Here is a 24,109-nt window from a genome sequence, read left to right as displayed (position 1 = left end):
GGCTTATGCCCTCTTGAGGTCGGCTGTGGCCCTGTCGATTTCGGCAAAGGTAGGACGGTCTTCCGACATCACTGCCTTGCGTGCGAATTCGATCGCGATCACGGGAGCGTAGCCGGCGACGTGTGCAAGAAGGCCGGCCTTCATCGATAGGAAATACTTGGCTTCGGCATCATGGGTGTTCCGCAGCGCCTGCGCCATCGGACCAAAGAATCCGTAGGAACAGAAAACGCCCAGGAAGGTCCCGACCAGCGCACCGCCGATGAGGTGCCCGAGAACTTCAGGTGGGGCGGTGATCGAGCCCATGGTTTTGATAACGCCGAGAACCGCCGCGACGATGCCCAGCGCGGGGGTGGCGTCGGCCATAGACTGAACGGCGTTCACGACGCGCTCGGTTTCCTGGTGATGGGTTTCCAATTCCTCGTCCATCAGCGATTCAAGCTCATGCACCGCGTAAGAGCCGAGCGTGATCATGCGCAGATAGTCGCACATGAACTCGACAGCGTGGTGGTTGGCGGCAAATGTCGGGAAGCGCGCAAAAAGATCGGATTGCTCCGGGTTTTCGATATGCTGTTCGAGCGCCAACAGGCCCTTGGCCTGGACAAGCTTGAAGATCGAAAACTGCAGGCCGAGCAGTTCGACGTAGGATTGCTTGTTGTAGCGCGGGCCTTTGAACAGAGTCGAGAATACGCTGAGCGTCTGCTTGAGGATCGCTTTGGTGTTGCCGATGATGAAGGCGCCCAGCGCAGCACCCAGAATGATCACAGCCTCAAACGGCTGCCAGAGCACCTCGAGATGCCCACCCATCGCCGCGTAGCCGCCCAGGACAGATGCAAAGACTATTATGGCGCCGACGATCAGCCGCATACGCAATTACTCTCGTTCCGGCCCGCCGGTACGCTGCGGGCTATGCATTCTGCTCGTTACGGAGCCCTATTCTAATTGATGTATAGCGGTGTAAAGTTACCGAAATCTGATCGGATATGCCGAATACTGGAGCAATCCGCGCCATCGTGTGAAACCGGGAGCCAGTTAGGGCAGGGGCGCTTCTTCCAGTGTTGGAGCCGGCTGTTCCGCACGCCAAGGCAGGAGCCGTTTCTGCGCCTTGCGAGCCGTTGTGCCGAGTCCCCTGACAGCCCGGGCATAGGTGAGGGCGGCCTCTGCTTTTGTCATCGGCATCGCGCCGCTCACGGCCGCGCGTAACAACGCGGCCTTCACTGCAGCGTAGGCATCCTCGCTTGCCGCACCCAGTGCATCGAGATTTTTCGCTGCATCCGGGCCTTCGGCGCGCTGGCAGCTTTGCCCGGTTATATCGGCCACCATCGCGAAGGCCATAGGCGCGAGCCCAACGGTCGCGGGATCGGGCCTCTCCGGCAGACGCAAGGTAGCCTCCGCCAAGTCTTCGAGGTGATGCAATCCGCGGAGTACATTCGAAAGCGCCTCGACGGTCCGGTCATCGAGCGCGCCACGATTCATCTGTGCCAGATAATCCCGCACAGACATTCTGAGCTTGAGCACATCCGCGGCGGCTGGCTCATCGGCAGGGTATCCTGCTAGACGATGGTGCACGAGCGCGTAGGTGGCGTCCGACAGCCGGTCCATTTCCATGACCAGGGCGCTGAGCGCCAGGTCCGGCACCGCGAAAAGAGTGTTGTCGAGGTGCCGCGGCGCCAGTTTGTCTTCGTGCGGCTTCTCGAATCGCCGGCTCAGGAATGAGACGAGCCAAGGCGTCAGCGGCCAGATGAGAACTACACCGAGCAAGTTGAACGACGTATGGAACACCGCCAGCGCAACAGGCACATCGACCCCGCCACCCGAAAGCCAAATTCCGGGCAGGAGCAGCAGCGGCAGGGCGAAAAAGGTGAAGACCCCGGTAAGCAGGTTGAAGATGATATGCATCACCGCGACGCGCTTTGCCGTTGCGGTCGCACCGATAGAGGCAAACAAGGCGGTCGAAGTGGTTCCGATATTGGTGCCTACGATTGTCGCCGCTGCCTGCTCGAGACTGAGCGTGCCGCCAGCGCCGGCTGTCAGGGCAATGGCGATAGCGGCACTCGACGACTGCGTTAGGGTGGTCAGAACGACGCCCAGCAGCACGAACACAGGCAATTCCCAACCAGTTCCAGCAAATGGGGCAGATATTTCCGCGACATGGGGTGCCAAGTCGACGAACCCCGATTGCAGCACGCTGATCCCGAGGAAAAACGCGCCGAACCCGGCCAGGGCTTCTCCGGCGCCTTCGGTGCGTGGTCGGCTCCTGGCCATCAACCGGCCCGCCATGCCCAGTCCTAGCAGGGGCAGCGCCAGGGCCGCTACGTCGATCTTGATCCCGAGGGTCGCCACCAGCCATCCCGTCATGGTGGTACCGACATTGGTGCCGTAGATCACCCAGACCGAGTTGGTGAGAGTCATCAGCCCCGCATTGGCGAAACCGATGGCCGCAACGGTGACAGCGCTGGATGACTGCACGATCGCGGTGATGACGACGCCGACCGCCAGCCCGCGTAAGGGCGATCCGGTTGCTGTGGCCAGTCCCGACTTCAGCGCGGCCCCCGCCGCGCGCGTCAGCCCGTCCGTCATTAACCGCATTCCGAGCAGAAACAATCCGATTCCACCCAGCAGCGACGCCCAGATTTCCATCTTCCAGCCCGCCCAATGAACCCGATTCACCAATGGCCGAAGGGGGCAGGGAAATCAATGGTGGCTTGAAGCCTCTACGACTTCCATATTTCATTCCATAGGTGTCGGGAAGGGCGACCCGCCAACGTCGTTTCTTGATTGTAACCGATAGAGGAAGCCCAATGAAAACTGCCCGACTCGCCTGTACCTGCGGCAAGGTTCGCCTGGAAGTTCGCGGCGCGCCGATCATCACGACGGAATGCCATTGCAATTCCTGTCGTGCGGCCGGGGACCATTTCGAAGCGCTAGGCGCTCCGGATTTTCGCTCGCCCAACGGTGGCACGCCTTTTGTCATGATGCGCAAGGATCGTGTCGACGTCGTTGCCGGTTCCGAACACCTCAAGGCCATCCGCCTTGGGACGGGTTCGACCCGCCGTTTCATCACCACTTGCTGCAACACCCCCGTATTCCTCGAGTTCAAAGGTGGACACTGGCTCTCGCTTTATAAGAGCGTCTGGCCTGTTGGCACGATGCCTGCCGTTGAACTGCGCACGATGACCTCCGACCTTCCCGACCCGGGAGTACTGGACGGAACGGTACAAATTGGCAAACGCCAGACTTGGGGGTTTTTCGCAAAGCTCCTCGGCGCATGGATCGCGATGGGATTCAGGTCGCCGAGAGTGGAGGTGCAAGAGGAGGTTATATTGCGCTGATCAGCCCACTTCCCAAACCCCATCGCCAGTGCTATTGACCCTCGCCAACCCGAAACCGGCAGGTGAGTCTCCCGCCGGTCATCAAACCATCGAAATTCATCCGCTTAGATGAAGGGCAAGAAGGGGTCTGGCCTTGGCGAAGATTATTTCCTCAATCACTGGTGACGCCGCGCTCACTTTCGACGACGTGCTCCTCCAGCCCGCGCGCTCCGACGTTCTGCCCACCGAGGTCGATATCCGGACGCGGGTGACCAGGGACATCACGCTCAATATCCCGATCCTCTCTTCGGCGATGGATACGGTGACCGAGGCCAAGATGGCCATCGCCATGGCGCAGGCAGGCGGCATGGGCGTGATACATCGCAACCTGACCCCCGAGCAGCAGGCCGAGCAGGTCAAGCAGGTCAAGCACTTCGAGAGCGGCATGGTGGTCAACCCCATCACCATCGGTCCCGATGCAACGCTCGCCGACGCACTGGCGCTCATGGACCGCTACAAGATCTCGGGCATCCCGGTCGTCGCCAATGGCGGCACGGGCGGGCGGGTCAATGGCAAGCTCGTTGGCGTGGTCACCAACCGCGACGTGCGTTTTGCATCCGACATGGCCCAGAAGATTTCCGAACTGATGACCAGCGATCAGCTCGTAACGGTGCGTGAAGGCGTCAGCCAGCAGGAAGCCAAGAAACTCCTCCACCATCACCGCATTGAAAAGCTGCTCGTGGTGGACGAATTCCAGAATTGTATCGGGTTGATTACCGTCAAGGACATGGAAAAGGCCCAGCTTCACCCCTCGGCCATCAAGGACGAGAGCGGGCGCCTCCGCGTTGCTGCCGCCTCAACGACCGGCGATCAGGGCCTCGAACGGTCTTTGATGCTCATCGATGCGGGCGTCGACCTCCTGGTTATCGATACTGCCCACGGTCATTCCGTGCGTGTCGCCGAGGCCGTCGAACGCGTTAAGCGCGAGAGCAATTCCACCCGCATCGTCGCCGGCAACGTCGCGACCGCTGAAGCCACCAAGGCGCTGATCGATGCTGGCGCGGACGCCATCAAGGTCGGTATCGGGCCGGGCTCGATCTGTACCACCCGTATCGTTGCCGGTGTCGGCGTTCCCCAACTCGCGGCTATCATGGCCTGCGCCGAGGAGGCCGACAGACAGGGTATTCCAGTCATCGCCGATGGCGGCATCAAATTCTCGGGCGATCTCGCCAAGGCGTTGGCCGGTGGTGCATCCTGCGCCATGGTCGGCTCGCTGCTCGCGGGCACCGACGAGAGCCCGGGCGAGGTCTATCTCTACCAGGGCCGCTCGTACAAATCCTATCGCGGCATGGGCTCGGTCGGTGCAATGGCGCGCGGCTCTGCGGACCGCTACTTCCAGCAGGAAGTTAACGACCAGATGAAACTCGTCCCTGAGGGCATCGAAGGGCAGGTGCCCTATAAGGGCCCGGCAGGCGGCGTGCTGCACCAGCTCGCTGGCGGCCTCCGCGCCGCGATGGGCTATACCGGCGCCAAGGACCTCGAGACCTTCCGCCGTGAGGCGACGTTCGTCAGGATTTCCGGCGCTGCGCTATCGGAGAGCCACGTCCACGACGTGACGATAACGCGAGAAAGTCCCAATTACCGCGGGAGCAAGTAGTGAGCGGCGCGGCACTCGCCGTCGCGCTGGCGCTCTGGATGCAGGGGATGATCGTTTTTGCGCTCATCCTCGTTCTCTGCGTCCGCCGCATCCCGCGCGTCATGCGCGGTGACGTCAAGGTGCGCGATATCGCGCTCGACAGCAGCAACTGGCCCTCCGACGCGCGGCAGGCCGCGAATGCTTACAATAATCAGTTCGAGCTTCCCGTCCTGTTGTTTGTGGCCGGCGGCATCGCCGTTTGGCTCGGTGCAAGCTGGTGGGAAGCATCGCTGTGCTGGCTTTTCGTCGCCGCCCGCGCCGTACAGGCCTTTGTCCACGTCACCGACAATAATGTGTTCAACCGCTTCAAGGCCTTTATATCCGGTGCGGCCATCATCGCCGTTCTTTGGCTCACAATAGGAGTGCGCCTGCTGATGGAAGGGTTTGCCTGATGCGTTTGCCGGGACGGATAGCGGCGGCCATTGAGGTTTTGGCCGATATGGAGCTGCGCAAGCGCCCCGTCTCGGAGGCGCTCAAGGGCTGGGCGCTCGATCATCGTTTCGCAGGGGCAGGGGATAGGGCCGCCATCGGCAATCTTGTCTATGACGCGCTGCGCAAGCGGACCTCCCACGCTTGGCGCATGGGCGAGGATTCGCCCCGCGCGCTCGTCCTCTCAGTGGCTGTCAACGACTGGAATCAAGATGTGAAGTCCTTGAATCAGGACTTCAACACCGATCGATTCGCTCCTGAGCCGATTTCGGAAGCCGAGGCCGCAAGGCTTTCTACCGACTCGTTTTTTGCCGAAGCACCCGCCCATATACAGGCGGACGTTCCCGAATGGCTCTCCCCGTCACTGGAACGCAATTTCGGTGCCGATTGGATCCGCGAAGGGCAGGGCATGGCGACCCGTCCGCCGCTCGACATGCGCGCCAATACGCTCAAGTCGAGCCGAACCCGCGTCGTAAAAAGCCTTTCGCGCTTCTCGCCAGAACCGTGCGCCATAGCCCCTGACGGCCTGCGCATTGCTTCCGGCACCGCCGATGCCCGCACTGCCAATGTGCAGGCGGACGAGGGTTATCAGAAGGGCTGGTTCGAAATTCAGGATGAGGGCAGCCAGGTCGTTTCCCTGCTTGCAGGCGCGAAATCCGGCGAACAGGTCCTTGATCTATGCGCTGGCGCCGGCGGCAAATCGTTGGCGTTGGCGGCCGCGATGGGCAATTCAGGCCAAATCTTCGCTTATGACACCGAACGTCCACGCTTGGCGCCCATCCACGAGCGTTTGAAGCGCAACGGCGTCCGCAATGTTCAGGTCCGCAATCCCGATCCCGGAGCCCTCGATGATCTCGGAGGACGGATGAATCGCGTTATCGTCGACGCCCCTTGTACCGGCACGGGGACCTGGCGACGCCGCCCCGATACCAAATGGAAGCTCACGCCAGCACAACTCCATGCGCGCCTGGCCGACCAAATCGCTGTGCTGGATCAGGCAGCCGGATTCCTCAAGTCCGGAGGCGAACTGGTTTATGTCACCTGCTCGATCCTGCCCGAGGAAAACGACGATCAGGTCGATGCCTTTCTCGATCGGCACAAGGACTTTTCCCTCGTTTCGCTGCCCGAGGTCTGGACAGAGATTTTCCCCGGCGCTCCGATGCCTTTAAGCCGGAACGGCAAAACCGTAACGCTTACCCCGGCAAGCACGGGCACGGACGGGTTCTTCTGCGCGCGGATGAGAAAAGCGTAGGGATTGGATACCACCCCGGATGCGAGGGACATCCGGGGTGGCAGCCAAAGACCGAAAGAATTTGACCTTCGGTCTCTAGGCCGGTCTGGACGGGCTGGGACGCGGAGCCCGTACAACCGGCTGAAGGCATCGGACCAAACTGTGGTGATTACATCCGATGCGATAACGAATATGGGGGTGCGAAGTCCGTTGAAGCGCTCCCTTGTGTTTCCTCAAACGCACCCGCCTCCAATGAGTTGCAGTCTTGAACGAAAATTCTTGAGAGCATCGCAAACCATTGCCTGCCACTACGATTCCGATTAAAGCCTCGCCATGCAGAACGCCTCACCTTCAGACACCATTCTCATCGTTGATTTCGGTTCGCAGGTTACCCAGCTTATCGCGCGCAGGGTCCGCGAAACCGGGGTCTACTGCGAAATTCATCCGTTCAACTCTGCGGTCACTGCGCTCGAGACGCTGAAGCCCAAGGGCATCATCCTTTCCGGTGGCCCAGCCAGCGTGATCGAGGAGGGGGCCCCGCAGGTCGACCCGGCGCTGCTCGAATACGGCGTTCCGGTCCTTGGTATCTGTTATGGCCAGCAGGCGATGTGCGTTGCGCTCGGGGGCGTCGTTGAACCGGGCTATGTCCGCGAGTTCGGTCGCGCTGAAGTCCGCATTGAAAAAGACTGCGCGCTTTATGAAGGGGTCTGGGCGCTCGATCATTCCTATCAGGTCTGGATGAGCCACGGCGACAAGGTCTCGAGACTCCCCAATGGCTTTCACGTGGTGGGCACCTCACCCGGTGCGCCGTTCGCAATGATTGCCGACGAAACCCGCAGACATTATGGCGTCCAGTTCCACCCCGAAGTTGTCCACACTCCGGACGGCGCCAAGCTTTACGCCAATTTCGTACACGCGATCTGCGGTTGCGAGGCGAGCTGGACGATGGCCGCCTATCGCGAACAGGCCGTTGCAGCCATCCGCAAGCAGGTCGGCAAGGAAAAGGTCATCTGCGGCCTTTCCGGCGGCGTCGATTCCTCGGTTGCGGCCGTCCTCATTCATGAGGCAATCGGTGACCAGCTGACCTGCATCTTCGTTGACCACGGCCTGATGCGGAAGAACGAGGCCGACGAAGTCGTCACCATGTTCCGGCACCAGTACAATATCCCGCTGGTCCATGTGGATGCATCGAACGCTTTTATTGGCGAGCTCGAAGGTGTCATCGAGCCGGAAGCCAAGCGCAAGATCATCGGCCGGCTTTTTATCGAGACCTTCGAGGCGGAAGCCAAAAAGATCGGCGGCGTCAAGTTCCTTGCCCAGGGCACGCTCTATCCAGACGTGATCGAATCCGTCTCCTTCACAGGCGGGCCATCGGTCACGATCAAGAGCCATCACAATGTCGGGGGCCTGCCGGAGCGCATGAACATGCAGCTCGTCGAGCCGCTGCGCGAGCTCTTCAAGGACGAGGTGCGCAAGCTGGGCCGGGAGCTAGGCCTGCCTGAACATTTCGTCGGTCGTCACCCGTTCCCCGGCCCGGGTCTCGCTATCCGCTTGCCCGGCGGCGTCACGCGGGAAAAGCTCGATATCCTGCGTCAGGCCGACGCCATCTATCTTGACGAGATCCGCAAAGCGGGCCTTTACGACACGATATGGCAAGCCTTCGCCGTTCTGCTCCCGGTCCAGACGGTTGGTGTCATGGGCGATGGCCGGACATACGAAAGCGTCTGCGCCTTGCGCGCCGTCACTTCGGTCGACGGCATGACCGCCGATTTCTTTCCCTTCGACATGAACGTCCTCGGCCGCGCCGCAACCCGGATCATCAATGAGGTCAAGGGCATAAACCGGGTGGTTTATGACGTGACCTCCAAACCCCCGGGAACAATCGAGTGGGAATGACCTAGGGCCGCTGAAGACGGTGGTCTAGGCTTCTTTCAGGTAATGCTCTTTCTGTGCCGGATAGTAGTCATCGAAAGACGGCGGTGCCTTGCCCTCGCGCGCGGCGACCAGCATGTCGAGATAATACTCCCAGCCCGGCCCTACCTCGCCCGCTAGAGTGCGGTCGCTCAGGTTCTGCACGAAACGCAACTCGGTCGTATCGCCCGATTGTGCCAACGTCAGTTGGAGGCGCCAATCCCCGTAGTCATCTTTCATTACGAGGGTGAGACGGCGCGGCGCCTCGCATTCCTCGATCAAGACGTTTGCCCAGGGTTGATCTTTCTCGTGGACCATTTGCAGTCGCACGGTTCGGCCGGGGCCCGCGTCGCCTTCCCAGCGGCCAAACCAGCGGGCCGTGCTCTCGGACTCCGTGATGCTCGTCCAGACATCGTCGATGGGTGCGCGGAATATGCGCGTGAGGATCAGGTCGTTGCCGTCAACACGGCCGGTGGGCTGGAGGCTCATGCTGTATCCTTCTTGCTATCGTTCAAGCGTTTTGGGGTGACTGGCGTGCTCCGTCGCGTACGCGACACGCGGTGAACCTCGGTTTCGAGTGCCATGAACCGGCGCTCCCATCGGCTTGGCGCACGCAATTCGGCCAGAAACGCCTCTAATTCCACGAGCGCATCCAGCGTCAGCCGGTAAACACGCTCGCGCCCTCTCAATTCGTCACTCACCAGTCCGGATTCGCGCAGGACCCGCAGGTGACGGCTGACTGCCGGTCTACTGACCGGGAAGGCCGCCGCGATACGGCCCGCATTTACCGGTCGGTCGCGCAACATCCGCAGGATGTCACGACGAACAGGGTCTGCGAGCGCGTGGGCGATTGCATCCATACAAAAAAATGTAACAGATCGGTTACGCATAATCAACGCGCGCTGAGAGGCTATGGCAGTGCTCATCGGCATCAAAGGGTTGCCGCCTCAACTGGGGAAGGGTCGGAAGGTCACCGGCGCTGCGAAAAGGTCGTGCCGGGATGCCCCCAGACCTGAAGGCCTTTGGAGTTTTTTCAACTTCCCGCGCAGCGAATTTTGGTCGGTTTCAGGATAGTATTTTTGAACAGTTGTGCCAAATTCGTCGTTCCAAAGCGGGCGAGGATTTGGAAATTCCGTGAAGATAACATCTGTCAAGACGGCCGCCACGATAGGCCACTGCATGCATGTGTGGGTTAGGGTTGAAACCGACGCCGGGATCACCGGCCTCGGGGAATGCGTCCATGGGGGGAGCGCTGCCATCGCCCTGATTGCGGATCTCGAACGCAGGCTCATCGGCCAGGATCCCTTCGCCATCGATGCATTGTTCGAAAGCCTGCGACGCAGCCTTGTGTTCGAAGGCGGCTTTGCAGGTGCTTTCATCACCGCCCTGACCGGTATCGAGATTGCGTTGTGGGATCTCAAGGGCAAGGCACTAGGGGTGCCCGTCTATGAGCTGATGGGCGGCAAATTCCGCGACAGGATCAAGGTCTATGCCGATTGCGAAGTCGAACCCGGCCTTGATTTCGACGACGCCAAGCGCGCGGTCGACGAGATTCTCGAACAGGGGTTCAAGGCGCTCAAGATCGATCTCGACATCTTTGCCTACGGTCATCGCGGGGCAGAGACCGAGAGCTTCGTCAAGGACGCCTTCAACATGACCCCGGACAAGTGGGAATATGGCCGTATGCTCCAGCTCGCCCAAATGGTCAGCGAATTGGCGGGGCCGGAGGTTGAGGTGGCCTGTGACCTGCACACGAGGCTCGATAAGCATTCGGCGATCAGGCTGGCGCGCGATCTCGAGCATCTGAACCTGATGTGGCTGGAAGAACCCATACCGCCCGAGAACATCGATACCATGCGCGAGATCACCGCGGCGACGTCAACGCCGATCTGTGCCGGTGAAAACCTCTATCTCCGCCATGGCTTCCGCGATCTGATCGAAAAGCATGCCGTCGACATCATTATGCCGGACATCCCTAAATGTGGCGGGCTGAGCGAATGCCGCAAGATCGCCAATATGGCCGAAATCTATTCAATGCCGTTCGCACCGCACAATGTGTCTTCGCCCGTCGGTACCATGGCGTCGGCCCACGTCTGCGCTTCGATCCCCAATTTCCTCATTCTCGAGTTCCACTGGACCAAGCGCGATTACTGGTCGACGATCATCGCCGAGAAGCGCGACATCATAGAAGATGGGTTTATCGCGCTGAGTGACGCGCCAGGTATCGGCGTTACGCTCGATGAAGAGGTCGCCCGGGCCTATCAATATCCTGGGACGACCTGGTTCTCCTGAGTGGGAAGAGCGCGCTGCCCCGGTCGCATCATGCGGCCGCAGCAGCCTTCGACGTCACAATTTTTTCGCGATTGGTGACGGCTGCGCCGGTGGGAAGAAACAGATGTGCCTTGGCCGGGTCGAAACCGAAGCCGATCTCTTCGCCGACACTGACCTCAGCATCACCGGTTGTCGTGACGATCACCGTTTCCCCGCTCCTCGTTGCCAGATTGAGCACGGTCTCGCTGCCGAGGCGCTCGACGATCTGGACAACGCCGGTGGCAAAACTGTCGGGGCCGCCGATAACAAGGTCCTGGGGGCGAACGCCCAGAACGAGCGCATCGCCTGGGGCTACACCGTGGTGCGGAACTGAAAAGACAACCGGGGACACATCGTCCGAGCCGATCTTGATGCCTGAGCCGTCCACAGAAACGGCTCCGACCTGCAGCAGATTCATTTTGGGGGAGCCGATGAAACCCGCGACGAACAGATTGGCGGGTGCACGGTACAGCTCGAGCGGGGAACCGATCTGCTGGACGACGCCATGATCGAGGACGACTATCTTGTCGGCCAACGTCATGGCTTCGACCTGATCATGTGTCACATAGATCATCGTGGCGCCGAGTTGCTGATGGAGCTTGGCGATTTCCATGCGCATCTCGACGCGCAGCGCCGCGTCCAGATTGCTGAGCGGTTCGTCGAACAGGAAGACTTGAGGCTGGCGAACGATCGCGCGGCCGATGGCGACGCGCTGGCGCTGTCCGCCGGAGAGTTGGGCTGGCTTGCGGTCGAGGAGTTCACCCATCTTGAGGATCCGCGCCGCCTCGCGGATTTTTTCGTCGCGCACCTTCGGCGGGTCGCCGGCCAGCTTCAGGGAGAAGCCGACATTGTCGTAGACCGTCATGTGCGGGTAAAGCGCATAGGACTGGAAAACCATGGCAATGCCGCGGTCGCGCGGAGCGACGTCGTTGCATAGCCGATCGCCGATGAAAAGGTCTCCGCCTGTGATGTCCTCGAGCCCGGCGATCATCCGCAGCAAAGTAGACTTGCCACAACCCGACGGCCCTACGAAGACCACCAATTCGCCATGCGCGATGTCGAGGTCGAGATTCCGGATGACCGGAACGGCGCCGTAGTTCTTTACGATTTGCCTAAGCCGCAGATCGGCCATGAAATTCCTCCTTTGCGCCGTGGCGGCCCACGCATTTCTCCCCGTAGGGCATTTAGCTACGGTCAGGCCGGATTAGCAAGGCCGCGATACATCCCTCAAGTGCCGCAAAGCTATTAAACAAGCTTCTTCAATGGCTTGGCTGGATGCAATTATTATTACTAATTTTTTGATGTCAATCAGTGATTGCAATATGAATAATATTCTGGATAGGTTTGGTCGCCGGCACCGCTGTGGAGGAGGATGCTGGCAGTTTTGCCGGTCATCGGCATTTCACACGACCGACGCCTCGGGGCGGGTCAGGGAGGGAAACGAATATGAACGACAAGATTACGCGTCGCCATTTGCTCAAGACGTCGTCTGCGGCGGGCATCGGCCTAGTCGCTGCCGGCACCGGCCTTCGCGCCTTCGGGCAGGACAATGCCGAGATGGAATTGCCTGTGGGCGCGAAGGGCAAGCTTACAGTCATTCACCGCACCGAGTATTTCGAAGCGGCACAGAACATATTCCGCGAAACGGTCACCCAATTCGCATCAGCCAAGGGCGTCGAACTCGATATTTCAACGACGAACGCCGAAGCCTTCGGCGATTTCCTGGGCAAGATGACAGCCGCGGTGCGCGCGGGCAATCCGCCCGACCTCGCCTATACCAGCAACGTGTCCATCCAGCAGATGGCCGTCCTCGATATCGTGGAGGATGTTACCGACGTGGTCGAAGAGGCTATCAGCCGCTACGGCCGTGTCATGCCGGGCATCAACGCCGAAAAGATCGGCAAGATCAACGGCAAATGGTACTCCATTCCCTTCATCGCCAACACCACGGGCACCTTCTTCCGTGGCGACAAGCTCAGGGAGAAGGGTATCGATCCCCAATCGCTCGATACCTGGCAGAAGCGGGTCGATGCGGCACTTGCGATCTCCGATCCGGATAACGAATTCTGGGGTTGGGGCAACACCGTCAACCAGTCCGGCGACGGTTGGGGAATTGCTTCGGGCATCTTCAATGCCTTCGGCGGTCACTTCACGGATGCGTCCGGCCTCAAGGTGACCTTCTATTCGCCCGAAACCGTTGCAGCGCTTGAATTCATCAAGAAAATCTACGACCGCAACGGCGAATACGCAGCCATGCTGCCCCCGGGTGTCGAAAGCTGGGGCGATATTTCCAATAACGAGGCGTGGCTGGCCGGCAATATCGGCTACACCCACAACGCCTTCTCGCTTTATGCGGCGGGCAAGCGCGATAACAATCCGGTATTCCCGAATACCGTTCTGTTGCGCCAACCAAGTCTAAACGACGGCACCAGCACGGACGGCGGTCAGGTCGGCGGATGGCTCACCATCTTCAAAGGTGCGCCGAACCTTGCTCTGGCCAAGGAACTGGCTCTCGATCTGCTCAACCCGGACAACTTCACGCCGATGTCGTCCGTCGCTGGCGGTCTGCTAATGCCGGCTTATGAAAACCTTTGGACCGACGAACTGATTGCTGCTGATCCCAACTTCGCCATCATCAAGGAACAGGTGAGCGTGGAAGATCCGTGGATCGGCGCGTCTTGGCCGGCGGATCCCAATCCCCTGATCGACTCGATCCGCCCCCAGGGCATTCTGGAACAGGCGATGGGCAACGTCATCTCCGGCCGCATGTCTCCGGACGAGGCCGCGCAGGATGCGCATCAGAAAATCGTCGACCTGTTCGAAGAAGGCGGCGCGATGCAATAGGGACACTGTCCTCGATCGGGGGCGGTACGCCGTCCCCGATGCTTCGTCTGCGATCGTTCCGGTGGCGTCCTCTTGAGGCTGCGTGTCCCGGGATGTTCGTTCCGGATGGACCATTGTGGCCGCCTGCGCGGCGCAAACCGGAGCAACCATACTGATGGATCAGGCTCACGAGACCATATTGCCCGCCTCAAAACGACCTCCTGCATTGCTAAAGCGGCTCAGGATGCTCTTTGGCCCGGACTGGAGTGTGGGTTTCCCCTTTGTCCTACCTATGGTCGTGCTGATGCTGGGTCTCATCGCTTGGCCCTTTATCCAGGCGATCATGCTCAGCACGACGACATTCAACCTCTTGACCGGGGAAACCGTGTCCGTCGGCTTGCGCAACTATGAGAGGCTGGCGTCGAGCTCGGATTATCGCCTGGCGATGGGTAACACGATCAACTTCACCCTGTGGTCGCTTGGCCTGAAGCTGATCACTGGCCTGATCATCGCTCTGATCCTCAATAGCCGTCTGCCTTACCGCAATGTGTTGAGCGGCATAATTCTGTTGCCCTGGATCGTTCCGGAAATCGTGACGGCGCTGGCTTGGAAAAGCATTTTCGATCCGATTTTCGGTGGCTTGAACCCGATACTTCAGGGCTTGGGTGTAATCGACCGGCCGCTTGGATGGCTGTCCGATCCCAACCTCGCGATGTCGAGCATCATCGCGGTGAACGTGTGGAAAGGCATTCCCTTCTTCGTGCTGCTTCTGCTGGCGGGCCTCAAGGCCATCGACCGGGAGCAACTGGAGGCCGCCACGGTCGATGGTGCGGACGCAGTTCAGCGGTTCCGGCATGTCACCTTGCCTGGACTGCGCTACGTCATCCTGATCATGCTTTTGCTGTCGTTCATCCTGACCTTCAACCAGTTCGGTCTGCCGTACCTGATGACGGGTGGCGGTCCAGCCGGCGCCACCAAGCTCTATTCGCTTCTGGCCTATGAGAAGGCCATCGGCGCGTTGCAATATGGACCGGGCATTGCCATCGCGCTTTCGGTTGCGCCCCTGATGGCGGTCCTGATCTGGCTGCTGGCCAGATTCATGCGCCGGGACGAACGCAAATCCGCGTCCAACCGCAAGGGTGGAATCGGCGTCCAGGTTTCCCGAGTCTTCGCCCGGATACTGGATATCCTGCTCGATATCATATTCCTGCCCCTGCAATTGGGCGCACGCGGGTTCGCGGCCATCGGTCGCGCAATTCAGGCGGCCTTGGGTGTGGGTCGTCAGTTCGGCCGCAAACATATCGCTCGGCTCGGCATCGTGGGCCGGCTGGCCTTGCTGGTGCCATTCCTGATCTTCGTTCTGTTCCCCTTCTACTGGGTGATCATAACCTCGTTGAAGTCGACGCCGCAGATCAGCGAGCGGGCTTCGATCTTCTGGCCCGATCCGTTTACCTTGGATCAGTATACGTCCCTGCTGTACTCGACCAACTTCTTGCAATGGCTGGGCAATTCCGTACTGGTCGCGACCGTTTCGACCATCATTTCGGTCACCTTCTCGGCGCTTTCCGCCTATGCACTGTCACGGCTGAAATTCGCCGGGGCGAACCTCCTGACGACGCTGCTTTTGATCACCTACCTGCTTCCAGGCACGCTGTTGTTCATCCCGCTTTACCAGATCCTGACCCAACTGGGCGTCATCAACACTTATGCCGCGCTCATTCTGACCTATCCGACGTTCCTGTTGCCGTTCGCCACCTGGGTTCTGCTCGGTTATTTCCGTTCGATCCCCGTCGAGCTTGAAGAAGCGGCCATGATCGACGGCGCCACGCGGCTCTATGCCTTTTGGAAGATCACGCTGCCACTGGCGATGCCAGGTGTCCTCTCGGTCACGCTGATCGCCTTCACAACTGCATGGAACGAATTCCTGTTCGCCTTCGTCTTCATCACTTCGGAGTCGATCCGGACGCTGCCGATCGGTATGCTCTCGATGGTGGTGGGTGACATCCTGCCCTGGGGCAAGCTGATGGCGGCCTCTTTGCTGACGGCGATACCGGTGGCGGTGCTTTACATTTACGCCCAGCGGTTCCTCGTCGAGGGTTTGACGGTTGGCGGCGTCAAAGGATAGCGCGCCGACACAACGGAGCGTGTAGACATGGACATTGCCAGGATCAGCAGGCAGGACAAGGACCTGCTCGATAGAGTGCGGGAGGTCGGTGCTGCCACCGCCAGCGCAACGCTGGCCCATATGGGGCTGCGTAATTGCTTCCTCACCGGTCCTCTGTGTTTCAGCCCCGGTCGGGTTGTGGCGGGGCCGGCTGTGACCCTGCAATGCATGCCCAAGCGCGAGGATCTGTTGGACGAAGGCGAATATGCCGACGTCGAAGCCCAGCTCCATCGTCATGTTCTCTATCAGGTCGAGGAGGGGGACGTCGTCGTCGTGGATGCGCGCGGCGATATGACGTCGGGCATATTCGGCGACATGATGATGACCTATTTCAAGGGGCGCAAAGGGGCGGGCGTCGTCATTGACGGCTGCATCCGCGATTGGGGTCGCGTGCAGAAGCTCGATCTCGCCCTCTGGATCAGGGGCGTCACGCCGAATTATCACGCCCAGACCAATATCATGCCCTTTGCCGTCAACGTCCCGGTCGCATGCGGTGGCGTAACGGTCGTGCCCGGTGACATCATCGTTGCCGACGATGACGGGGCCGTCTGTGTTCCGGTTGCGTTGGCCGAGGAGATGGTCGAGAAAGCCCACAAAGACCACGGCTGGGAGGAGTTCTCGCGCGAAAAACTGCTCGCCGGCGAATCTTTGAAACGCTACTACCCGCTCCACAAGGACGCCGAGCCCGAATACCGCGAGTGGTTGGTCAGGACTGGACAAGAGCCCGAATAACCGATTCGCTCTGAACGGTCTGACGCTCCGGCCTCGGGACGGAGTCTCTTTCAACCAGCTCGCACTCGACCTTGATCTGGTTGAGGCGCGGGTCGAGGTCCGTGGTTCCGTCGAGCAGCAGCTCGGCAGCAATTTCGCCCATCTGGCGCTGCGGCAAGCGCATGGTCGTGAGTGGCGGGCGCGTATATTGCGCGATCTCGCGGTCATCGAACCCGATCACCGGGATGTCGCCGGGCACCGAGATATGCAATTCCTTCAACGCCTCGAGACAACCGATCGCCATCAGGTCGTTGGCGCAGAATATCGCGTCCGGCGGGCTGGCGAGCGACATGAGCTCGTGGGTCTGTTCATAGCCTGACGGGGGCTGGAAACTGCCAGGCCGAACAAGGTCGGCATCATAGGGAATGTCGTTACTGGCCAGGGCCTGGCGATACCCGCGCAGCCGGTCGCGAGAGGACTCCACGCCCTGTTGGCCGTTAATGAAGCCGATGCGGCGGCACCCTGCAGCGAGCAGCCGCTCGGTCGCGGCGCGCGCGCCGAGCAGGTTGGCCGGCAGGACCGAAGCGAAAGCGCGCTTAGCATCGTAGCCATTCACCAGCACGACGCGCTGGCCGCGCAGGGCAGGGGGCACCTCGATAGCGCGGGTCACGATGGAGGCGTAAATGAAGCCGCGCACGGTAAGACGGCGCATACGCTCGACAATGGCGGCCTCGACATCGGGATCGCCATTGCTGACTTCGAGACAAATGTCGACCCCCAATTGCGAGGCCTTCTCGCGGGCGCCTTCATAGGCGAGCGCGACCCAGGGGTCGGCCGTCAGTTCGTCGGCGATGAAGACAATTACCGAATGGGGGTCCGTGCTCTTCTGGCTGTTGCGCCGCACGAAACGATAGCCGACTTCTTCTGCGGCCTCATATACCCTGCGCCGCGTAGCACTTGTGAGCGTTGCGCCCGGACTTCCATTGAGCACCAGGGATACCGTCGCCTGCGAAACGCCCGCCTTTACAGCCACGTCCACCATGGTGGGGCGGCCGCTGCCACCACGGTTCTTGCTTCTGGACATGCGCGCTGGGCCCCCGGGCGGCAAGAGACTTGGATATTGGTCGTTTCTAACAGGCACAGGGTAAATTGCAATCGCCGGGGCCTGGAATCGGCGCGGCCTTTCGTCCCAACTCGACCATTTCGATAAGGTTGGATAGCCGCTGTCATGCCCGTGAGTCGAGGAAAAGCCCGTACTTTTTCTTGGGTTAATCTGGATTGCAAAGGGCGGCGAGCCGAGTAATATTTCTTTAATAATATTAATCGGCCGCATTCAGGCTGCCCCCGCCTTGGGCGGCAAACGCACTGACCGTTGGGGAGAGGCAATGTATATTGGCGAACAACTCATCAATCCGACCGACGACCGCCTGCGGCTTTCCGCTCAGCTTGGCGCCGAGGGCATTGTCGACGACGCGCGCCCCAATCATGCGGTTCTGGGAGACAACGGTTCCTGGGACAACCGCAGGCTCGCCCAACGGCGCCGCTACGTCGAAGGGTTCGGCATGAAGTACGAGGGATTGGCGCTCGACGTCGGCTCGGTTCTCCTTGATAGCCTGCATAATCCCGAAAAGGCCGCCGCGACAATGGACAGGCTGCGCCGCGACATACTTGCGGCGGGCGATGCCGGTATTCCGATGGTGAAATACATGGTGGGTATGGTCGGCATCACCCGGACCGCGCCGGTGATCGGGCGTGGCGGTGTGAAATGCTCGAGCTTCAAGGCGGCCAGCTATTCGCAGCAGGATGACGTCCTGTACTCCTACCGCGGCACGCTGATCCCGGAGGAGGGCGATGGGGCCTTACTGGATGAAGCGGAGGCCGGAGGTCAGGTGCTGGCAACGCAGATCGACGGCGTCTCCCGCGCGCAGGGTTGGCAGGCCATCGAGTATCTAGTTCATGGCCTGCTGCCGGCTGCCGAAAAAGCCGGCGTGCGGCTGGCCTGCCATCCCCACGATCCGGCCTATCCCCCTGAGGGACTGAACGGCGTCCACCATGTCCTAGGCTCGCTCGAGGGCATGCGGCAATTCATTGTGCTGGCGCCCGAAAGCCCTTGGCATGGTTTCAATTTCTGCCAGGGAACCATCGCCGAGATGGCGACCGACCCGAACGCGACGGTGCTCGAAGCCATCCGCGAATTCGGGCCGCAGAAGCGTATTTTCATGGTCCACTTTCGCAACATCGTCGGCGGCTACCTCGATTTCCACGAGGTTATGCCCGACGAAGGCGTCGTCGACATGGCCGCTTCGATCCGCGCCTATCGGGAGGTCGGCTACGAGGGCGTGCTCTGTCCGGATCATGTCCCGCAATCGGATCTCGATCCGGACCGTGAACGCTTCTTCGCCTTCTGCCTGGGCTACACCAAGGCACTTATCCAAACCCAATAGCTCATAGAAGGGATCAGAGCTTGAAGACTCGCCGGGCGTTATCCTCGAAGAACTGCTTGAGCCCGGCCGCATCGAGCCCGAGATTGGCTTCGAGCTCGCCCACCTCCTCGGGCACGAACTGCCAGGGGTAGTCCATCGCATACATCATTCGATCCGGCCCGATCACATCGCGCACGAAATTGACGGGCGGCGCCCAGCCGACGCCGCTGTTGCTGTAGAGAAAGTTCTCGAGCAGATAATCCCGCGCCCGGCGCTTGAGCGGCCCCACATCGGGATAGCGCCCTGTCACCGAGATATGGCCGTGCATGTAGTCGATACGATAGAGCCAATAGGGCAGCGCCTCGCCGCAATGGCCCAGCATGATCTGCAGTTTGGGGAAACGGTCGAAGAGGCCGGAGACCATCAGCCGTAGCGCATGCAGCCCTGTCTCGCAGGCAAAGCCATAGACCGCCGCATCTAGGCCGCGCTTGAGGAACGGCTCGATCATCTGCGGGGACGGCGTGTTTGGGTGCAGGTAGATCGGCACATCCAGCGCTTCGGCCGCCTCGAAAATCTCCCAATACTGCTCGTCGTCCAGATAGGTCCCGAGCGTATGCGAGTTGAGGATGCCGCCTTTGAGACCGAGCGTGTTGACGCCACGCTCCAGCTCCTTGGCCGCATTCGCCGGATCGAGCGGGCTGAACGCGGCAAGCCCCGCGAAGCGGTCGGGATGCCTGGCAATGCCCTCGGCCAACTCATCGTTGAACCGGATGGCCATAGCGCTGGCATCCTTTGGGTCGAAAATCTGCACCCCTGGCGAGGTCAGCGAGATGATCTGCATGTCGATCCCGCTGTCATCCATATCCTTGAGGCGCAATTCGCCCAGGTCCTGGATGCGGCGCCCATGTGCCTGCGCCTTCTCGCTCGTGCCCGAGAAAAAACCCCAAAGGCTGTGGAAGCCGGGCTCTCCTATGGCTTTGGTTTCGATCTCCTGACGATAGAGCTTGATAAGCTCCTGGGGTGCCCAGGCTTCTTCGGTCGCAATGCGCTTGTAGGGGGGATTGGGGTTCTTTTCTGGCACCTTGGGCTCCACTTATTCGGATATACGGGTAGGAATGCGGTCGCGGAAATAGACGAGGAAAACGACAAGCGGGACCGCAACGAGCGTGATGGCAATCGCTTCGATGCTTGCCGGGGAAAAAATCGAGGTCGTCGCGCCGATCAGGATGGCAAAGCCGCCCCCAGCCAAACGTCCTATGCCTCCACCGAGCGCACGACGGTCGGCAAGCACGTTCGCCAGCAGAATTGCTGCCGCGAAAACGCTGACGCACGAGACTGCGATTTCGAGCGCCGTGCCGTCCAGCAGCAATGCTGGGTTGAACGCAAAGGCAAAGGGTATGAGATAGGCGACGATGGCAAGCTGGATACCCGTCACGCCTGTCTTCCACATATCGGATTTGGCGAGCGTTGCCGCCGCATACGAGGCGATGGCGACCGGCGGGGTCAACATCGACAACAGCCCAAAGTAGAAGATGAACATGTGCGCCGACATCTCACCGATTCCGGCGCGGACGAGGGCTGGCGCAAGCAAAACGGAAACAACCACGTAAACGCCGGTTGTCGGCATGCCCACGCCCAGGACGATTGCGATGATCGCGGTCGTTGCAAGCAGGGCGAGCGTGCCGCCATGCTCGGCGATCTTGCCAAGCGCCATGGTCAGGGCAAAGCCGAGCCCCGATATGTTGATGGTGCCGATGACAATGCCTGCAATGGCGCAGACCAGCAGGATGGGCACGACCGTCATGCCGGCGCGCTCCGCCATCGTGCCCAGTATCGCGAACCGTTGGGTGCCCTTGGGGGCGAAGATGACGAAGCTCAGATACGCGACCATTGCCGAATAGAGCGCCGACTTGCCCGGGGAGTATCCGAGGCCGAACAGGAAATACATGAGAACGGCGAGCGGCATCAGAAGTGGCCACGCCTTGAAAATGCTTTCGCCCAGCTTGGGTAGGTTTTCGCGCGGTTCGCCTACAAGCCCTTTGACGGCCGCGTAGCGATCGACCTGCAGATAGAGGGTCACGTAATAGGCCGCAGCTGGAATGATCGCCGCAAGCACGACTTGGGAATAGGGAATCTGCAGAAACTCGGCGATAACGAACGCCGTTGCTCCCATGACCGGGGGCGCGATCTGCCCGCCATTGGAGGCAACCGCTTCGATCGCAGCGGCATAACGCGAAGGAAATCCGGAGCGGATCATCATGGGGATGGTCACGACGCCCGTCGACATGACGTTGGCGACAGTGGAGCCGGACAGTGTACCGAAGAGAGAGGAGGCGAGAATAGAAACCTTTGCTGGCCCGCCTCGCTTATGGCCCATCGCGGCCATCGCCAGGTTGGTAAGCACCGCGCTTCCGCCCACGGCGTTAAGAACCGCCCCGAAAACGATAAAGCCCAGAATTTGTGTCGCACCCACATTGAGCACGAGACCTAGAATGCCATTTGTATCGGTGAAGATGTAGAGTGCATACCGGGCAGGGGCGAGCGGTGCTGCCGAGAAAATTCCCGGCAGCACGTGCCCGAAAAGGCCATACGCAATGAAGATTCCGGCAAGAATGGCGAGAACGTTACCGCAATGTCGGCGCGTGCCCTCGATGACGCCTGCAATGGCAATGACGGCAGGAATCCATTTGTGCGGCCCCCTGTTGATGGGATCCATCAGCCATTGCTGGTAGTTCATGGCCAGCCAGATCCAGGCGGCAAGGCACGCAATCCCGAACACCCAATCCAGCACGACGAGACGCTTGCTGAGTGGGCTCATGACGAACCCGGTCAGCGTCGTCAGACCGATCATCAGGGCGAGATATTGCTCGCCCATGATGACAAGGCCCAGATGTCTGGGAACGTCCAAAAGCCAAAGGATGCCTGTTGCGATGAGAATCATCGCAAGGATGCGCGCCGCCATGTCAGTTGCCTGTTATGAGCCTTACAACCCAGCGTCTCGTGCGGCGTTCTCTTCTGTCCAAAGACCCTTCGAGACGAAAAAGTCAACTGCCGCAGGGTGGTAGGGTATCGTATTGGACGGAAGCGACAGCAAATCCTGCCCGGCCTGCGCTAATGCGGGATAGTCGGTCTTGAGCTGGGGCAGGGCATCATAAAGCGCTTCCAGAATCCGCGTCACATCCTCGTCCGGAAGGTCCGAGCTTGCCGAAATGAAGACGTCGAAAGCCCCCACGGTCACCGGCTCGGTAACTTCGGGAAGACGGGGATTGGGAGTCAATTCTGCAAGATAAAGACCTGCCAGCTTGGCGTCGGCGTTTTCCGAAGTCGCATCCGGGCCGGCAACGCTCAAATAGCGTATGCCGCCGGGAATCGTCGCATGTGCCTGCTGCGTCAGCGGAATGCCGGTCGCGATCAGCGTGGCATCCAGCGAATTTTCGGTCAGTCCTTCCATGCCGGGTGCCAGTCCGGCAACCGTGACGTTCTCCACGTCATCGGTTGAAAGCCCGGACAACTCCAGCATCACCTGGGAAACCACGCTCATCGAGCGCAGGGCGCTGAGATCTGTAACGACGCGCTTGCCGCTCAATTCTCCGACTTCGGTGATGCCGAGGTCGTTGCGAGCCACAAGGGCGACCGTAAGCGGCCAAAGGCGAGCGAGAACCCTGAGGTTTTCCATGGGTTCGCCAAATTCGCCCTCGCGGGCGCTGGCAAGGTCGAGACTCGAATTAAGGCCAAGCGTGACTTCGCCCGCACTGATCATCGGCAGGTAGACCGAGGCCCCCGTATAAGGCTGAACCGTAACCTGCACGCCCAGCGCGTCCTGCAGCGTGGCGGCGAGCCCGCCGCCGATCGTGAAATAGACGGTGCCCTGGGGATTGGTTCCGATGGTGTAGCGCTGGGCGTTGGCAGTCCCCGCCATCAGCATTGCGGTGCCGGCAAGCGCCAGCGCCGAAAGTGTGCGCAATTTCATTGTTCTCTCCTCCTCATCGCTTCACGCCCTCGCCTTCCGGCGTTTTTGGAGCGCTCGCTCCGGGGCATTGAACGACATCGGCATTGTGAATAAAATCGAAAAATTCAAAACCATTCATGCAGTCGCTTTATGGATATCCTTGGCCGCCTGACCTTCAAGCAACTTCGTGCTTTTGTGCTGGTCTACCAGCACCGCAAGTTGGCTGCGGCCGCTGAAGATCTCGGCGTAACCCAATCCGCCGTCAGCGTGCTGATCCGCCAGATCGAATCTGCGCTCAACATCCGACTGTTCGACCGTACGACGCGCTCGCTGGAGCCGACCCTGGCCGCCACCGAAATCTTCGGCATGGCGGAACGCATTCTACAGGACGTGGGCTCGCTCGTGGACAGCGCCGGTGACCTGACCGCGGGCATCAGAGGGCGCGTAACCCTCACGGCCACGCCCGCAACGGCCAGCGGATTGCTCACGACCACGGTGCGCCGCTTCGCCCGTGAATACAGTTCCATCCGTCTCGTCCTCGATGACTGCGCACCAAACCAGTTTCTGCCCAATATCCAGGGCGAAAGGGTCGAGTTTGGCGTCGGCACGCCGCCACCGGAGGGCGGCGATTTCATTTCCGTTCCCCTGATCGAGGACACGCTCCATCTGGTTTGCTCTGAGACGCACGCCCTGGCCGACCGCGAAGCGGTGTCCTGGGCCGATCTCACCGGTCATCCCATCATCGCCTTTCGCCCCGGCTACGGCGTGCGACGGCTCGTCGACAGCGTCGCGGCGCGAAATGGTGTAACGCTCGATATCGCCCACGAAGCGGGTTTTCTCGATACCGCGATCTGGATGGCCGCAGTCGAACTCGGCGCCTGCATCCTGCCTTCCACCCTCGCGCGCAACCACGCCCACAATACAGTGCGGCTGATTCCAATGATCAATCCGGAGGTCAAGCGCACAGTTGCCCTTGTCACCAAACGCGGCCGGTCTCTTTCCCCCGCCTGCCAGATCTTCGTCAACATGCTTCGAGCGGACCTGGGTGTATCGGGCTAAACACTTTGTGGGGCTTCGCGTCGGCTCTCATTTGTTTTATGACAGCGCAGCTTGCGAGAAGCCGTTGTGGTTCCGACATATAGACGGAGCCTTCA

At 60.4% G+C, this 24,109-nt stretch carries 20 protein-coding genes; 11 read left to right on the top strand and 9 right to left on the bottom strand.

Annotation, left to right across the window (positions count from 1 at the left end):
- Positions 1 to 3: 3 nt before the first annotated feature.
- Entirely contained in the window at positions 4 to 864 is an 861-nt protein-coding gene (gene motA / locus I2G20_RS06835; protein WP_196258952.1) for a flagellar motor stator protein MotA, read from the bottom strand.
- A gap of 165 nt (positions 865 to 1,029) precedes the next feature.
- Positions 1,030 to 2,637, bottom strand: a complete 1,608-nt coding sequence (locus tag I2G20_RS06830) for a Na/Pi cotransporter family protein (RefSeq protein ID WP_196258951.1) — start codon at positions 2,635 to 2,637, stop codon at positions 1,030 to 1,032.
- A 161-nt stretch (positions 2,638 to 2,798) separates the two neighbouring features.
- Between I2G20_RS06830 and I2G20_RS06825 the strand changes: the two genes are divergently transcribed.
- From I2G20_RS06825 to guaA, 5 genes are all read left to right on the top strand, one after another.
- Complete coding sequence (locus I2G20_RS06825; RefSeq protein ID WP_196258950.1) at positions 2,799 to 3,329, top strand: GFA family protein; 531 nt, start codon at positions 2,799 to 2,801, stop codon at positions 3,327 to 3,329.
- A 133-nt stretch (positions 3,330 to 3,462) separates the two neighbouring features.
- Positions 3,463 to 4,965 carry an IMP dehydrogenase gene (gene guaB / locus I2G20_RS06820; RefSeq protein WP_196258949.1) on the top strand — a complete coding sequence of 501 codons (1,503 nt, stop codon included), beginning with the start codon at positions 3,463 to 3,465 and terminating at the stop codon, positions 4,963 to 4,965.
- Positions 4,965 to 5,396, top strand: coding sequence for an MAPEG family protein (locus I2G20_RS06815; RefSeq protein WP_196258948.1), 432 nt, complete (start codon positions 4,965 to 4,967; stop codon positions 5,394 to 5,396). The genes guaB and I2G20_RS06815 overlap by 1 nt, the downstream gene beginning before the upstream one ends.
- A complete protein-coding gene (locus I2G20_RS06810) occupies positions 5,396 to 6,685 on the top strand; it encodes an RsmB/NOP family class I SAM-dependent RNA methyltransferase (RefSeq protein ID WP_196258947.1) in 1,290 nt (429 codons plus the stop codon). The genes I2G20_RS06815 and I2G20_RS06810 overlap by 1 nt, the downstream gene beginning before the upstream one ends.
- A 312-nt stretch (positions 6,686 to 6,997) precedes the next feature.
- Positions 6,998 to 8,560 (top strand): glutamine-hydrolyzing GMP synthase, encoded by a 1,563-nt coding sequence (gene guaA / locus I2G20_RS06805; RefSeq protein ID WP_196258946.1) that lies wholly within the window; start codon positions 6,998 to 7,000, stop codon positions 8,558 to 8,560.
- A 24-nt stretch (positions 8,561 to 8,584) separates the two neighbouring features.
- Here the strand turns inward: guaA and I2G20_RS06800 are convergent, their stop codons facing one another.
- Positions 8,585 to 9,064, bottom strand: a complete 480-nt coding sequence (locus I2G20_RS06800) for an SRPBCC family protein (protein ID WP_196258945.1) — start codon at positions 9,062 to 9,064, stop codon at positions 8,585 to 8,587.
- A complete protein-coding gene (locus tag I2G20_RS06795; RefSeq protein WP_196259331.1) occupies positions 9,061 to 9,435 on the bottom strand; it encodes an ArsR/SmtB family transcription factor in 375 nt (124 codons plus the stop codon). The genes I2G20_RS06800 and I2G20_RS06795 overlap by 4 nt, the downstream gene beginning before the upstream one ends.
- Positions 9,436 to 9,709: 274 nt before the next feature.
- Between I2G20_RS06795 and I2G20_RS06790 the strand changes: the two genes are divergently transcribed.
- Complete coding sequence (locus I2G20_RS06790; protein ID WP_207747565.1) at positions 9,710 to 10,867, top strand: enolase C-terminal domain-like protein; 1,158 nt, start codon at positions 9,710 to 9,712, stop codon at positions 10,865 to 10,867.
- 28 nt (positions 10,868 to 10,895) lie between these two features.
- Here the strand turns inward: I2G20_RS06790 and I2G20_RS06785 are convergent, their stop codons facing one another.
- A complete protein-coding gene (locus I2G20_RS06785) occupies positions 10,896 to 12,017 on the bottom strand; it encodes an ABC transporter ATP-binding protein (RefSeq protein ID WP_196258944.1) in 1,122 nt (373 codons plus the stop codon).
- A gap of 314 nt (positions 12,018 to 12,331) precedes the next feature.
- Here I2G20_RS06785 and I2G20_RS06780 point away from each other — a divergent pair, with 314 nt between their 5' ends.
- The 3 genes from I2G20_RS06780 (at position 12,332) to I2G20_RS06770 (ending at position 16,604) form a co-directional block, all read left to right on the top strand.
- Positions 12,332 to 13,729, top strand: a complete 1,398-nt coding sequence (locus I2G20_RS06780; RefSeq protein WP_196258943.1) for an ABC transporter substrate-binding protein — start codon at positions 12,332 to 12,334, stop codon at positions 13,727 to 13,729.
- Between the two features lie 154 nt (positions 13,730 to 13,883).
- Complete coding sequence (locus I2G20_RS06775; protein ID WP_196258942.1) at positions 13,884 to 15,833, top strand: ABC transporter permease; 1,950 nt, start codon at positions 13,884 to 13,886, stop codon at positions 15,831 to 15,833.
- A gap of 27 nt (positions 15,834 to 15,860) precedes the next feature.
- A complete protein-coding gene (locus tag I2G20_RS06770; protein WP_196258941.1) occupies positions 15,861 to 16,604 on the top strand; it encodes an RraA family protein in 744 nt (247 codons plus the stop codon).
- Here the strand turns inward: I2G20_RS06770 and I2G20_RS06765 are convergent.
- The gene (locus tag I2G20_RS06765) at positions 16,579 to 17,667 is read right to left on the bottom strand and encodes a LacI family DNA-binding transcriptional regulator (protein ID WP_246472920.1); all 1,089 of its coding nucleotides are present in this window, start codon (positions 17,665 to 17,667) and stop codon (positions 16,579 to 16,581) included. The two genes, I2G20_RS06770 and I2G20_RS06765, sit on opposite strands and share 26 nt — an antisense overlap.
- A gap of 301 nt (positions 17,668 to 17,968) precedes the next feature.
- Here I2G20_RS06765 and I2G20_RS06760 point away from each other — a divergent pair, with 301 nt between their 5' ends.
- Positions 17,969 to 19,027, top strand: a complete 1,059-nt coding sequence (locus tag I2G20_RS06760) for a mannonate dehydratase (protein WP_196258940.1) — start codon at positions 17,969 to 17,971, stop codon at positions 19,025 to 19,027.
- A 13-nt stretch (positions 19,028 to 19,040) separates the two neighbouring features.
- On the opposite strand, the gene I2G20_RS06755 is transcribed toward I2G20_RS06760, so the two are convergent.
- The 3 genes from I2G20_RS06755 to I2G20_RS06745 are packed head-to-tail and all read right to left on the bottom strand — an operon-like array spanning position 19,041 to position 22,976.
- Positions 19,041 to 20,087: an amidohydrolase family protein gene (locus I2G20_RS06755; RefSeq protein ID WP_196258939.1), complete on the bottom strand. Its 1,047-nt coding sequence runs from the start codon at positions 20,085 to 20,087 to the stop codon at positions 19,041 to 19,043.
- A 12-nt stretch (positions 20,088 to 20,099) separates the two neighbouring features.
- Positions 20,100 to 21,968, bottom strand: a complete 1,869-nt coding sequence (locus tag I2G20_RS06750) for a TRAP transporter permease (protein WP_196258938.1) — start codon at positions 21,966 to 21,968, stop codon at positions 20,100 to 20,102.
- A 21-nt stretch (positions 21,969 to 21,989) separates the two neighbouring features.
- Positions 21,990 to 22,976 carry a TAXI family TRAP transporter solute-binding subunit gene (locus I2G20_RS06745; RefSeq protein WP_196258937.1) on the bottom strand — a complete coding sequence of 329 codons (987 nt, stop codon included), beginning with the start codon at positions 22,974 to 22,976 and terminating at the stop codon, positions 21,990 to 21,992.
- 129 nt (positions 22,977 to 23,105) lie between these two features.
- Between I2G20_RS06745 and I2G20_RS06740 the strand changes: the two genes are divergently transcribed.
- Positions 23,106 to 24,014: a LysR family transcriptional regulator gene (locus tag I2G20_RS06740; RefSeq protein WP_196258936.1), complete on the top strand. Its 909-nt coding sequence runs from the start codon at positions 23,106 to 23,108 to the stop codon at positions 24,012 to 24,014.
- Positions 24,015 to 24,109: the final 95 nt, after the last annotated feature.

This window comes from Pelagibacterium limicola, assembly GCF_015694405.1.
In the GTDB taxonomy this organism is placed as follows: Bacteria; Pseudomonadota; Alphaproteobacteria; order Rhizobiales; family Devosiaceae; genus Pelagibacterium; species Pelagibacterium limicola.
This window is presented reverse-complemented; position numbering and strand designations above follow the sequence as displayed.